Here is a 12,904-nt window from a genome sequence, read left to right on the forward strand (position 1 = left end):
TCAGCTTCCCCGAATCTCCAACGGCCCCGCGCCGTCGCGCAACCAAGATACACAATCACTCACAACTGTCTCGAGCGGAAGGCGCTCTCGCCCCTTCAGCGCACATTCCCACACTGTGGCCTGTCGCCAACCGAGCGTCGCGAGGGCCGCCTCGTTGCGGACATCGACCTCCCGGTTGCGGGCGATCTTAACGCGCCAGAACTCCGGCCGGCTGGAGGGCCACTTGAACAGATGGCAATCATGCCCGTGCCAGAAACAGCCGTGCGCCTGGATGACCGCCCGCCGAACCGGGAAGACGATGTCCGGTTTTCCAGGCAGGGATCGGTCGTGAAGACGATAGCGAAAGCCTCGAGCGTGCAGCGCCTTGCGAAGTACAAGTTCGGGTTTGGTGTCCTTGCTCCGGATGCCCGACATCATCCGGCTGCGCACTGCAGCCGTGACGATATCAGCCAAAGGCCAGCTCCGGCTCGCGATCAGGACGCGTCACCGTTGCCACGGGCTGCCTTTCGTCTGCGGGGCCGCGAGCGATCGCCTCTTCTAGATACGGGCGCATGGCGGCGGCAAGGAACTCGACAACCGGCACGACGACCGAGTTTCCGAACTGCCTATAGGATTGGGTGTCGGAGCCCGACAGTTTGAAATGTCGCTCGCCACGTTCAAAACCCATCAACCGGGCGCATTCAAGAGGCGTCAGGCGTCTCGGCCGCTCTCCGTTCTGGTCGATCAGGATCTCCGACCCGTCCTTGTAGTAGCGGGCTGACAAGGTCCGGGCGACGTCATTAGGTCCGAACAGGCTGTAACCGAAGCCGTTGCCGGCAGCGGCGTGCTTGGCCCGATAAGCCTTAAGATACTCCCACAGGCGCGGCGTCAGCGTGTATTTGGGGTCGACCTCGTCATGCGGCTGGAGAATCGAGCCCAGCTTCGGGCCGTCCTTCTTATCGGGAAGTTTCAGGGCGTCGAGATCGAAGTCATTCTTCTCGCGGAAGCCGACGATGAAGATCCGTTCCCGCTTCTGCGGCACCCAAGGCTCTGAGCTTATCACTCGCGCAGTGACGTGATAGCCCAGCTCATTGCGAAGCACGTGCATGATTGTTCGGAAGGTGTTGCCGCCGTCGTGTCGCTCCAGATTCTTGACGTTCTCAAGAACGAACGCCGCTGGCCGATGGTGGGCGATGATTTGGGCGGTATCGAAGAATAGCGTCCCTTGGGTGTCGCACAGAAAGCCGTGCGGACGCCCGAGGGCGTTCTTTTTCGACACACCGGCGATGGAAAAGGGCTGGCAGGGGAAGCCGGCCAGCAACAGGTCATGTTCCGGAATCCGCGCCGGATCGGCCGCGTACTCACGAATGTCCCCGGCAAGCTCATGGTTGTCGCGGAAGTTCAGATTATATGTCTTCTGGGCATTCAAATCCCATTCGGACGTAAACGCACAATGGCCGCCAATACTCTCAAAGCCTAAGCGCAGCCCCCCGATTCCGGCGAACAGGTCAATAAACCGGAATGCGGAAGGAACATTTCCCGAAGACTGCGACTGTTCCGCAGCCTGACTGAGAACCTGAAGGGCCAGAGCATTGGGCACGCTCGTTCCATTGTCATAGCGATAAGCGGTGTGGTCTGAAACCTTCAAAAGATCGCGCGCTTCCTCCCGACTCAGACCGGCCCGCATTCTCAGCGTCCGGAATTCGTTATGCCTGTCGCGCGGCTTCCGCATTGATTCGCCCTGACCCTGTGTCGATTTTCGTCAGGATGGCAGAAAGATTCCCGCCGCACAATCACCTGTTCTCTTTTTGTTCTTCCTTAGATCCAAGATTCGCGCGAACCGGGTTCGTCAAGTTCAAGAGGGTGTCGATCTAAGGCACGACAGATTCGGTCGTAACCCGCCTTTGGCCGGTGCTCGCGTCTACGAATGGAAGCCGCGATATCGGAGTGTTTACTCGCTTCCCCCGTCACGCTGGCGGCCTCGCCGACCATATCCGGCCAGCTTGGTTCAGGCCGTTGTAGCCACCGAGCACGGGGGGCGCGCCTTTTCCTGTTAGGCGCGCTCGTGATGCTGGTCGCTGAAGCGGGTCCGGGCAGATCTGTTCGAGGCTTCTGCCGAAGTCCGGACTGACCGGACATGGCCTGACCTTTCAAGAAGAGCACGAAGATGGAAAAGAGCCGCCTCCAGCGCGGGATCGCCGGGGCTGCAGGCTGAGCCAGCGCATTGCCAAGTTCTCAAGCCGGTGCGGTCGTGACCAAGGCTGCCTTTTCGGCAGCCCTGAGGCGCGCATGGACCAGACGATGGCAATTCGCGCAGAGGCACTCCAAATCCTCAAGCTTCGTCACATGACCTTCCGCCATCGACGCTACAACCACTTCCCGGTGATGCGCTTCGATACAAGCATCGGCGAGGGGATCGTTGAACGCGACAGCGGGTTCCAGCAGGCACTGCTCGCAAAACAGTCTGCCGTCGTTCGCCGCCATGAACGCACTCTTTTTCGCCCTTGAAAGGCCCCGCGCCCGTTCTCGCCGCATGTGGCTTCCCAGCTTAGGCGTTCCTTCCGCCCAAGCGTCCTCTTCCGAAGCGGCGGGGTTCGAAGCCGGCGTCAAGCCGTTCTTTGCCACTATGACGAATCCGGCCTCTTCGAGCGCTGCGAAGCAGACGGTTCCGAGCCCGCCTGAGAAATGTCGCGGAAGGACCTCGAGGCCCAGAGCGAGCGACGCGGCGCGCCCGAAAACGGCTTTCGGGGGAAGTCGGACACCGTCGTCCAGCAGCACATCGTAGTCGATCGAGGGGTAATAGGGCGACCAGCTTGTGAGTGTCCGGAGCGCCTCGATAGCCGTCCAGATGTGGTGAGGCCTCACCGCCGCAAGCTGGATATCCGGAATCCGGTTCAGACTCCGGGCGTCCGTGGATGTGGGCGCCAGATCGAGCGCCAGCAGGAGCTCCCGGGTATTCGCAGAGGTCCGGAGCCTGATCAGCTTGTTATTGTTTCCGCCGGGACTGTCATCCGTTCGTCCGACCCGTCGCATGCGCTGGCTGAGCAACCGAAACTGCTCGTCTGGGCTAGCCCCTATATCCTTCGGCGACAGGATACGGCGGTCTTCTAGAGGAAGTGTTTGTACCCGCCCGCTATCGACAAAACCCTCCGTGACGGCGATCTGCGCGGCCCTGAGCTGGGTTAGCAGCGCGCGAAGCCCGGGCGAATAATCCACGTTCCTGGCTGCCGCAGAGCCGGTGCGACCACTCCGGCTGTAGAGCCGGATATCGGTTCCCTCGATCTCGATCCGGGCGTCCAACGCCACGCCGTTGCTGACGATCTTATAAGCCAACCTGCCCTCACCAACCCTGAGACGACAGTATCGCTCCCCCGGTCATTCGGCGCAAACCGCCAAGCCGGTCTGTGCGATGGGCATCCCTCACACCGGGCAGCGATTTGAGACTTCGACGCCCGGCGGTCGCGGGAGAAGTACAATCGCGGGGACTACCCGGGCAACTGAACGATACCCGGCCGGCTCTGATAGTCACCAGCCGCTGTGATCATCTGCATCAGCAGTTGTTCTCTGATGCGGAAGGACGGGGTCATGCGATTGGCTACATCCCGCACCAGGGTCAGGGGGAACCGGGCATTGACGGCGATCCTCACGCTTCCGGCAGTACCGGGCACACTCAGCACCGGCGACATCCACTCTGAAGCTGGGACGTCCTCCCTTTGCTGGATGATCTCCTCGGGTACGATGGCACCGACATAATAGGGCACCGGACCGTCCCGCCCCTGGGCGTGGTCACACGTCGCTCCAGCCCGAACCACTACCAAGGTGACGTCAGCTTGGGAACCAACCGGAACCTTTAGGACCTTGGTGAGAAAACTTTCTTTGGAAATGCCAAGCCGTGAAAGATAGGTCGCGGCTATCCAGTTGGGGGCGCTGACGACGCCCCAGTCGCTGCTTCGCATCTGCGGCTCTGACCCCGCTTCGGCGAGATGCAGCATCCGGTTCATGGTACCCTGATCAGCGAGGGGCATGTCAGGCAGTTTGCTCCTCGAGACCCTGGTCAACGCCTTCTTCCAAAGTGTGCCGTTGCCGACAGCGTGGCTGAGCCGGTCCGAGAGGATCGGACCGAGGACGGCGTTGACAGCAGCACGGGGGTCGATGACGGCATTGGGCTTCCCGACGGCCGCGCGGGCCAGTCGGCTGAGGACGACGTCCAAGGCCGGACCGAAATCGACGTGTTTTCGTTTGTTGAGGGGGACTTGGCCGACGAGCGCCCGAAGAGTTTCAGACGCTGCGACGACAACCTCGCCCTCCCAAGTCAAGAGCGCGGCGATCTGGGGACTGTCTTCCAGCTTTTTCAGGATCGCATCCTTCAGCTCCTCGGCTTTTTCGGCAGTCAACTTGTCGCCGACAAGATAGTCGGTCTTGGACAATCCCATAGTCGCGACGGGGCGAGCCCAAGGCGTCTCCGGGCTTAGATTGTCATCAATATATTTGATGAGATTGGGAGCCTCTTTCGCGTTCTCGGTCCAGAGCACGAGAACAAACGGGCCGCCGGCCTCGGTGATATGATCCTCAAGTAGGCCGACAATCGTCGCAAAATGCTGGCTGTGGTCATTGGAGACCGGACCCGCGTTCAGGTTCAAGTCCATGAACAGGGCGCGGACTCCCCGGAGCTGTTCGCCCTCGAAATCTTCCTCAGGACGATAGAGGATGGGGCTGCAGGTCGTCCCCAGGGACCGGAATGTGGTCACGATCGCCTGAAGATGTTCGGGCTTGTCATCGACAACAACAAATCGCGGTGGCGTGAACATCTAGCCCTCCGCCCGGAATGCGAGCGCCACGACTGCGCCGTCGTAACCTTCGGGGATGTCCGCCTCGTCGGCAGATGGGAAAAGCAATCGACCCTCGTTGAGCTCCATGACCAGATTGGCGTAATAAAGTCCCAAGCCCATTCCCGTCGGGCGCCGCGTGAAGAAGGGTTGCTTGAGCCGTTCCGGTTCGTCATTGAACCCGGGACCATTATCCGCGACTACGATTGCAGGTCCGCCGGATAGCTCGTGAATCCCGACGTAAATCCGGCGCTGACCGTGATCCTCGGGATGCCGTATCTCATTCCAGTGGATCGCGTTGTCGATGAGGTTGTTGAGGGCGCCCAGCGTCAGGCCGAACGCGAACGTCGCGGGCTGGGGAACGGAGTCCTCGAGCGGGGGGCATTGAAGCTTGATCGCGTGAGCCCGAAACCTGACCCGATTAACATCCCGCGCCCGTTTGAGGAGTTGCTTGAGATCGTGGCTCTTCCGGTCGCCGCGTCTGAGCATGTCGGAAGCTCCGTCTAGGAGACGGACGAGCTCATGAGCCTCCAGCTGCAGTCTATCCGCGTTCCCGTTTCGCGATATGGCTTCCGCCAGGACGCGGACGCCGCGTTCGATCTCGTGAAAGACGAGAGCCAAGCTTAGCTGCGACAAACCGGCCCGCAGAAGCGTATCCCGCATCTCGCCATAATCGCTCTCGATCCTGTTGACGAGAGGCCCCAACTCGCCCGTCAGTTTCCTTTTCTCGATCTCGCTGCGCAACCGGTCGAGAGGGGCAGCGATCCGCCGCTCCTCCTGTGTGATGGCCTTGCCAGTCACCGCCCGAATACGTTCCTTGTCCTCGGCCCGTTCAATCTGCAGCGGAGCGAGAGCCGCCACGACGGCTTGTTGCAGTCTCGAATACTGAAGGCTCTCGACAAACCCTTCCCGGTTCGTCTTCTCGACCAGCCCCCCGCTAAACTCAAGCTCGAGGTCGATCGCGCCCACCACAAGGTTCCGGCTGAGGCTCTGGACAGGCGAGTTCACCCGTCTCAGGTCAAGCCCCAGCCAGTCGTCCCCCGGTTCCCCGTAGTTGTAGACGCGGATCCCGTCGCGGTAGACGCGGACCCCTCCGTTCTGGTCAAGAAAGTTTTCGATGAACTGACTCTCACCGAGGCGCGCCAAAATCTCGGTGGAGCGGTCGAATGCATAGAACTCGCCGCGAATCGGGCCGATGCCGTCGAAAAAGCCTGCATCTGCGACCCGCACCGGCACCCGGCGGCGGCGGCTGAAGAGATCATCCTCGCCGTCTTCCCGGCCACCCGGAACCTCGAGTCTTTCGCTCGTTTGTGTTTCCTGGCGAGTTTCAAGTCGCAAGCCCGGAACACCCCTGAACTCATAGTCCCAGCTAAAAATCCCGTTTTCGATCTCAAACGTGTATCGCCACGGCGCACGGTCCAGAAGACGCTGCAGATCCGGTATAGTGGAGATCCAGTCTGGATGGGTGGGTACTTCAAGCGTCACCCGAAAATCGTCCGAGCGACTTTTAAACGGCGACGCAATGGATGTGATCTGGCGATAAAGGCGTCGCACTTCACCCCGGGTCCAGTTCTCGCGAAGCCGGGTGATCGTAATACGGGTGCCCGTTTCCTGATCGAGAAACACTTCTGGCGGGCGGGTCCGGACCTCAACCGCCGCATCAGACAGGAACTCCGCTTTTGAAAGTTGCTCCCAGTCGATCTGGACGACGCATTCGGGCTGTCCGCTGGCTTTCGTCACGAGCTCGATGCGGTCGCCCAGCTTGTGAACCGCAAACCGGCCAAGACCCTTCTCGCCCAGCGGCAGCCTGCCGCCGGTAGTCCGTTGTAGCTTCCGTCGGGCGACGCCGCGGTGGTTGTGACCCGGCACAAGCCAGATGTTGCGGATCGTGTTTGGCGACATACCCTCGCCATTGTCGGTCACAACAATGTTCGCATCCTTCTCGAGAATGCGGTTCAGACTGACGGATACGTCCGTGGCGTCCGCGTCATAGGCGTTCTTGACCAGTTCGAAGACGGCCAGCCGGGCGCTTCCGATCAACTCGTCTCCAAGAAGCTGGAGCAGTCTTGCCCGAGGCCGGAAAGCCAAGCTTTCTGTCGTGTCGTTCACTCGCCCCCCAGTCGCCTAGACGGTCCACCGCCTCCGGTTGCCGCCACTAGCCAATATGCCCTCATATCGTACGCGTGTTCTAAACCAAAACGCCAGCGTGAGCTCAGCGTCCGTCAGACCGATAGGATCTTTGCTGGCGATGGACTATGTTAGCGAGCGAGTAGTTCCGAGCACTAGGCTCGCGACTACTTAGAACGCATGGGTACCTGAACTAAGCCTCCGGATGAGTTCAGATTGATTGTTAAAGAGCTTCCGCCGCCCCCGTACGGCCGACATTTAGGTCGTCTTCATTGCGGGTCTGTAGGTTAGGGAGCTATTGTCAGAGCGCCGCTATGTAGCGAGCTCAGGTCGATCTGCCGATTGCCGGCCGTTCGGACCGCCGACTTGAATCAGAATCGGACCTCCAAGCATTCATGGAGCCGACGGTCCCGACCCCCTGTAAGCCGCCAAAGGCTTCGTTCGCATGTCTCTTCGCCGCTGAAGTCCCGGCGGAGAAGGTCCCTCAGCGAATGGGTCATTGACGCCATCTCCATGCCAGCCTGCGCCGGCATGGACGTCGGATCGGTCGTTCCCGCGTGGAGCGGCTGATGCGCCGCGCCGGGCCGCGAGGGCTGGGCGCTAATCGATCTGATAGGGATACATACATCTCGTTGAGAAGCGCCGGGCATGTATGCCGCCGAAGGCCGGAGTTGAAAATCTAGCAGAATCGATAACGTTGTTACCTAACGGGAGCGCTCTTGAGGGGGGCCAATGCCGGTGGATCGGATCTGTGATGTCCTGATGGATCGACGCCTAGCCAAGAGGTTGATGGACCTCGTCCACGACCTCTATCTCGCCGGCGCGCTTCCCAATGATTGGGAGGTCGAATTTGCCAAAAACATCCCGAGTTGGCCTCGTCGTACGCCAACGGTCGCGCAGCCCCGCCTAGCCAGCGCCAAGTTCTAGCCTAGTCCTTCTGGCGATTTGACATCGGGAGACACCGGTGGCGCGATCTCGCACTTCGACCAAGCTTTCAGCAGCTCATCATGCTCCGCCTTCACCACCTGACGCGCCTCGTCGCGCGTCAGCTTATGCTTGCGCATAAGGGTATCGTAGTCGGTTTGTTCGTGCCGGACGTAGGTGGACATCACGATGCCCACGGCTTGTCCAAGGCTAACCGGCGGGCTCCAGAGCCGGTCGGCGATCTCGCTGCCAAAGCGCTGACGCAGTTCGGGCGGGAGCCCAGGATGTTTGTTGTCGAGGTGGGACAGCACCCGTTCGAGTGTGAATTGGGCGGCCTTCTTCGCGCGGCGTGATCGTGCCATTCGGGCTCCTAAAGACTGAGCTCTGGGCCGCTTCGACCCCGTGAGTGTTCGCGCTCCCTCTCGTTCTGGATCAACCGGTCATCACCTCGCAGTTCGGCGAGGGGCGGGGTCGCCCTTCGGACCGGCTCCGGCGCCGGATGTTTCCGCTCTTCCTCGAGCGCGACGCTTCTGCGCGCCTTCTCCAAGGCAGGGTCTGCGAACGTCACCTGGAAGATGGCGAGAAGCGACACTTCGAGGACCGCCGCCCGGAAGGCGGGGCTGCCTTCCACAACAAGCGGCTGGCCGGGGAAGCGATCCGACGCCAGGGCCAAAGCCAGAAACGCGGCTTCGCGCGACAGGGTGTCGGTCCGCACCTCGGCGGCTCGATCCGTGACGCGGCCGCCGTCCGGGGTCTGATAGACCACGTCTCCGTTCCGCAGGACGGTCGGCATGCGCGGCTGATACAGGACGTCCTGCACGGCCCGGAGATCCTTGGCGGTGATGATGTCGCCGAAAGAACCACTCCGGCGAACCGTGCGCGATCGCAGAGCCGACAGCGCCGCCTCATCCCCACGCGACGCTTGCTCCTCGAGAAACCCCTGCCAGGTCGGAAGAGGATGCGCGGCCTTCACCGCCGCCCGGTCCTCGGCCAGGAGCCGGTCTCGCTCGACATAGGCTGACTTTCTGGACGCTTCGACGCGACTGAGGGCTTCGCGGCGCAGCGGCCCTCGCAAGTCGTGTCTTATGCGGATGCCCGCCTTCTCCTTGCGATAGTGCTCGCGGAGACGCTGAGCGTAGTCGCCGTGCCGCGTATTGACCTCGGCCATGGCGGCGGCGCGCCCTCGCTCGGCCGCCGTGCGGGCCGCCCGATAGTCGGCGTGCAGACGGCGGGCCTGAGCGCTGCGCCGGACGGTGCCGTCATAGGTCTGTTGCGGTCGCCCATAGTCGTAGAACTGCGCCTTATAGGCGCCCAGACGGTCGGTCAGCGCCTTGGCGGACAGGCTCCGGTCGATGCTGCTGGCCTTCACCCAGGTTTTTGAGCCCGGCACGCCGGCGACCAGCCCTGCCCCCTTTGGCCGAAGCTCCAAGCCGTATCGGGCGAAGACCTCATGAACGACCTCCCAAGACGATGCCGTAGCGGCGACCGTCAGAATGTCATCGCGCGCATGGGCCGCGATCCAGCCCGAAAGAGATTGGCGCCCGGAATGCGCCTCCATCGTCTTGGCCCGTTCCGGCGTCCGCGTCGGCTCCGCCTCCTGGCCAAGATTTTGGACCTGATCGCTGACCAGTCCGTGATTATCCTGAAGGAGATCATGCCGCAGCTCCAGCTCGCGACACGCCGCCATCAGCTTGGGATAGTCGTTATGGGGGGCGACGTTCCTCAGGGTCTTCGGATGCACCTTGTTGATCGCCACATGGACGTGAAGATTGTCCGTGTCGTCGTGGACGGCGGATATCCGCTGGTGCTCCGAGAAGCCTATGGCCGCGACGAGATGATCCTCGATGTCGCGGAGCTGCTCCAGGGTCGGCCGTTCGCCTTCGGGAAAGCTGATGACCAGGTGATAGGACTTGTCCGACTGCGACCGCGTGTTCCGGGCCTGCACCAGTTCAATCTCGGTGATGGCCATCTCGAGGTCGTCGTCGGCGCAGTTGGTCACCCGCGCGGCGACCACCCGATGCCCGCCGCCGACGCGATCGACAACATAGCCAGCGAGCCGGTCGAAGGCCTGTTCGTCGGTGGGATTTTTGATGTCGAGGATGTAGCAGCCGAGGCGCGCATAGGCGCCGGCTCCCGCTTTGCGGGCGATGTGATGCGCGATCAAAGAGCGCGCACCTTTTGACGGATTTCCTCCGATGTCGCGGCGATCTGCCCGGCGAGGGCCGCGACCTCCTGAGCGCTCGCGCCCTCGCCTGGGCGTTGATCGAGCCACAGCTTCAAAAGGTTACCCAGGCGGTTCAGATCGCCCCTAGTGCGGATAATCTCCTCGACCCGCTCTCCGTCCAATCGGGACTTGAGTTCGGCCCCCTTTGTGAGCCGGCGGACCACCTCCGCCATCGACATCCCGGCCGATGCGGCGGTGGCCTTGATGTGCGCGTGTTCCTCTTCGCTCAGCACGACATGAAGTGCGCGCTCCCGAGCGGCCCTCATACCGCCGCCCTCCAAAACCCCGCGCCAGCGGAGCGTCGAGCCGCAGGCGAGTAAGCCGCATTCCGGGGGAGGGAGCACCGCGAACTGATATCGGAATGCATATCCTGCCATCTAACGCCAGGCAAAGGATGGAAAGGTATGGAAACCCCCTCAGACGACGGGGCTTTGAGCCATGCAGGGCGAGGAGCGGATCCAAGTCTTTCCATAGATTTCCATCTCTTTCCGTGTGTCCGGCTGAGGCAGATCCGTCCAAAATCAGGCATCTGCGGGACCCGCACATGATGGTTGATCTTTCGATCTGCGCAAGCTACGAATGATGCATGGCATTGCTTTCCCAACTTGTCGGCGTCTTGGCGGAGGTTACCGGCGATCCGGAACCCGGAATGGTCGTCCTCGCTCGCTCGCTTAGGGAAGCCGGTTACATCACGACCGGAGGGCGCGGCCGTAGCGCGGCCCACATGACCGAGCGCGATGCTGCCGCCATGCTGCTTGCTGTGGCCTCGGGAGGTGACAACACTCGCGCCGCCGATACCCTTCGGCATGTCGGGAACTTGCGCCTCCTCGAAGGATCGGAGGGCCGTACGTACGACGGCGTTCACGAGAAATTCTCACTCAGTCAACGACCGGTTGGGATCGGCCTGGAGCCCGGCGCGACGATGCTGGAATGCTTGACGCTCCTTTTGGAGCAGTACGCCAATGGCGAATGCTCGCCTGCGGACACGGTAGGGGTTGGGGACCGAAGGCCGTCTGAAATCTCATTCATTGTTCGCCACGACAGCTTCGGTTGGTCGGGCGATATCAACGTCTACGTCCGGAGCGGCGAGGACGTGCATCTGCGCTTTACGCAAGACGGATTGCCGCAGCCCGCCCCTATTTTGGAACGCCTGAAATCGGTCGGCCCGTTCGACAACGCCACAAGGGCCAAGGTCACGTCGATACGACTGGCGGCCATCGCCGCTCACCTCGCCATGAACTGCGTGCGCGGCATCGATCACCCCTTTATCCGCCGTCATGACGGATTGCTCAGACGCATTGAGGCAGGCCAGTCCGATGGCCCTGCACCAGCGGCAACACCTGGCCAAGGAGCTTGACGATGGCTCGCAACCGACCAGACCTACCCGTGAGCCTGGCCCCGCGCGGACTTTGCCGCATCTGGGCCAGCCAATACATCGGGATCAGCGTCTCCAAGTTCGATCAGCTAGTAGATGACGGTCGAATGCCATCTGCAAAGCGGATCGATGGCCGTAAGATTTGGGATCGTGATGCGATCGATCGCGCTTTTTCGGCACTGCCTGACGATGGACCGGACCCGTTCGATAATCCCTGGGACGCCGCGGCGTGAAGACAAAGCCGAAGTTCGTTTCCGCGTATCGTGACCGTCACGGGGTGCTGCGCTGGCGGTTCAGGCGCACAGGCTCACCTCAAAGCCAGACACGGGCAATCTTCGGCACGGAAGACTGGTGGGCCTGGTACGCAGCGGCTTGTGAATCGCAACCAAAGGCGATCGGACAAGACCGCACAAAGCCAGGATCGATCCACGCACTGGCCGTTGCCTATTATAGCTCCGCAAGGTTCCTCCAACTGAAACAGCGGACGAAGCGCACGTACAAAGGCGTTCTGGACCGATATCGCGACGTGCACGGCGACAAACCGTTCAACCGCCTTGAGGCGCGCCATATCCGCCAACAGATGGATGAGCTTGCGCGCGAAATGATCGAGCAGGGGAACACGGTGACCCCCGCGAATACCATGCTGAAAGTTCTTCGGTCTGTGATGCGGTTCGGCGTTGATCGCGGCCTCATCGCTGTGGACCCGACCATGGGCGTGCGTATGCTCAAGCACCAGACGAACGGCTTTCACACTTGGACGGATGACGAAATCGCGAAGTTCGAGGCGCGATGGCCGGTGGGGTCCAACCAGCGTTTGGGCTTCGATCTTTTGCTCTACACAGCGCAGCGGTCCGGTGATGTGCGACAGATGACTGTTCACCAGATCGCAGCCGACAGGGTCATCGTGAAACAGGACAAGACCGGGCAACCGGTCGATATTCCGCAGCATCCCCGTCTCCAGACCTCCCTAGCAAAGACCAAGCTGGGCCACTTGGTCATTCTGACCACGCACCATGGGAAGCCCTATTCCGAGAAGGGCTTCGGCAACTGGATTAAAAAGGCAGCTGTGGCCGCTGGCCTGCCGCACTGCTCGGCTCACGGATTACGAAAGGCGGCGGCCCGTCGCTTGGCGGAAGCAGGCTGCTCGCCCCATGAAATCATGGCGATCACCGGCCACCAAAGCCTCAAGGAAGTTGAGCGCTATACGCGCGACGCAAACCGTCGCGGACTTGCCGACGGCGCCATGACACGCATCGCCTAAGGCACGAAAGCGGAACAAACCTGTCTAACTTCCGTCAAGAAGTTAGACAACCCATGAGGTAACATGATGAAATGTAATGATATTTTTAGCGGGGTGGCGGACAGAGAGGGATTCGAACCCTCGGTAGGCTTTCACCTACACACGCTTTCCAAGCGTGCGCGATCGACCACTCCGCCACCTGTCCGTTT

Annotated in this window: 11 protein-coding genes and 1 tRNA gene; 3 read left to right on the plus strand and 9 right to left on the minus strand. The window is 61.4% G+C overall.

Annotated elements, in window-relative coordinates:
• The 8 genes from ACQY72_RS05780 to ACQY72_RS05815 all read right to left on the minus strand — a co-directional run bounded on the left by ACQY72_RS05780 (position 1) and on the right by ACQY72_RS05815 (position 10,457).
• Complete coding sequence (locus tag ACQY72_RS05780) at positions 1-453, minus strand: very short patch repair endonuclease (protein WP_428156296.1); 453 nt, start codon at positions 451-453, stop codon at positions 1-3.
• A complete protein-coding gene (gene dcm / locus ACQY72_RS05785) occupies positions 446-1,666 on the minus strand; it encodes a DNA (cytosine-5-)-methyltransferase (RefSeq protein ID WP_428156297.1) in 1,221 nt (406 codons plus the stop codon). Before dcm ends, ACQY72_RS05780 begins: the two co-directional genes overlap by 8 nt.
• A 548-nt stretch (positions 1,667-2,214) precedes the next feature.
• On the minus strand, positions 2,215-3,312 hold the full coding sequence (locus ACQY72_RS05790; RefSeq protein ID WP_428156298.1) for a hypothetical protein: 1,098 nt from the start codon (positions 3,310-3,312) through the stop codon (positions 2,215-2,217).
• Positions 3,313-3,464: 152 nt separating this feature from the next.
• Positions 3,465-4,787 (minus strand): hypothetical protein, encoded by a 1,323-nt coding sequence (locus ACQY72_RS05795; RefSeq protein WP_428156299.1) that lies wholly within the window; start codon positions 4,785-4,787, stop codon positions 3,465-3,467.
• Positions 4,788-6,914, minus strand: a complete 2,127-nt coding sequence (locus tag ACQY72_RS05800) for a sensor histidine kinase (RefSeq protein WP_428156300.1) — start codon at positions 6,912-6,914, stop codon at positions 4,788-4,790.
• A gap of 941 nt (positions 6,915-7,855) precedes the next feature.
• Positions 7,856-8,218, minus strand: coding sequence for a DUF2293 domain-containing protein (locus tag ACQY72_RS05805; RefSeq protein WP_428156301.1), 363 nt, complete (start codon positions 8,216-8,218; stop codon positions 7,856-7,858).
• Between the two features lie 8 nt (positions 8,219-8,226).
• Complete coding sequence (traI, locus tag ACQY72_RS05810) at positions 8,227-10,020, minus strand: TraI/MobA(P) family conjugative relaxase (protein WP_428156302.1); 1,794 nt, start codon at positions 10,018-10,020, stop codon at positions 8,227-8,229.
• Positions 10,017-10,457 (minus strand): plasmid mobilization protein, encoded by a 441-nt coding sequence (locus ACQY72_RS05815; protein ID WP_428156303.1) that lies wholly within the window; start codon positions 10,455-10,457, stop codon positions 10,017-10,019. Before ACQY72_RS05815 ends, traI begins: the two co-directional genes overlap by 4 nt.
• A gap of 209 nt (positions 10,458-10,666) precedes the next feature.
• Here ACQY72_RS05815 and ACQY72_RS05820 point away from each other — a divergent pair, with 209 nt between their 5' ends.
• The 3 genes from ACQY72_RS05820 to ACQY72_RS05830 are packed head-to-tail and all read left to right on the plus strand — an operon-like array spanning position 10,667 to position 12,716.
• Positions 10,667-11,437: a hypothetical protein gene (locus ACQY72_RS05820; RefSeq protein ID WP_428156304.1), complete on the plus strand. Its 771-nt coding sequence runs from the start codon at positions 10,667-10,669 to the stop codon at positions 11,435-11,437.
• Between the two features lie 29 nt (positions 11,438-11,466).
• Positions 11,467-11,688, plus strand: a complete 222-nt coding sequence (locus ACQY72_RS05825) for an XRE family transcriptional regulator (protein ID WP_428156305.1) — start codon at positions 11,467-11,469, stop codon at positions 11,686-11,688.
• Entirely contained in the window at positions 11,685-12,716 is a 1,032-nt protein-coding gene (locus tag ACQY72_RS05830; RefSeq protein WP_428156306.1) for a tyrosine-type recombinase/integrase, read from the plus strand. Before ACQY72_RS05825 ends, ACQY72_RS05830 begins: the two co-directional genes overlap by 4 nt.
• 94 nt (positions 12,717-12,810) lie before the next feature.
• On the opposite strand, the gene ACQY72_RS05835 is transcribed toward ACQY72_RS05830, so the two are convergent.
• Positions 12,811-12,900: transfer RNA gene (locus ACQY72_RS05835), tRNA-Ser, on the minus strand.
• Positions 12,901-12,904 lie beyond the last annotated feature (4 nt).

Origin of the sequence: Brevundimonas sp., assembly GCF_965279155.1 — a bacterium.
Lineage (GTDB): Bacteria > Pseudomonadota > Alphaproteobacteria > Caulobacterales > Caulobacteraceae > Brevundimonas.

Coding starts and splice junctions, on each gene's coding strand:
- dcm (WP_428156297.1), bottom strand. CDS start 1,666: ATGCGGGCCGGTCTGAGTCGGGAGGAAGCGCGCGATCTTTTGAAGGTT.
- ACQY72_RS05795 (WP_428156299.1), bottom strand. CDS start 4,787: ATGTTCACGCCACCGCGATTTGTTGTTGTCGATGACAAGCCCGAACAT.
- ACQY72_RS05805 (WP_428156301.1), bottom strand. CDS start 8,218: ATGGCACGATCACGCCGCGCGAAGAAGGCCGCCCAATTCACACTCGAA.
- ACQY72_RS05815 (WP_428156303.1), bottom strand. CDS start 10,457: ATGGCAGGATATGCATTCCGATATCAGTTCGCGGTGCTCCCTCCCCCG.
- ACQY72_RS05820 (WP_428156304.1), top strand. CDS start 10,667: ATGGCATTGCTTTCCCAACTTGTCGGCGTCTTGGCGGAGGTTACCGGC.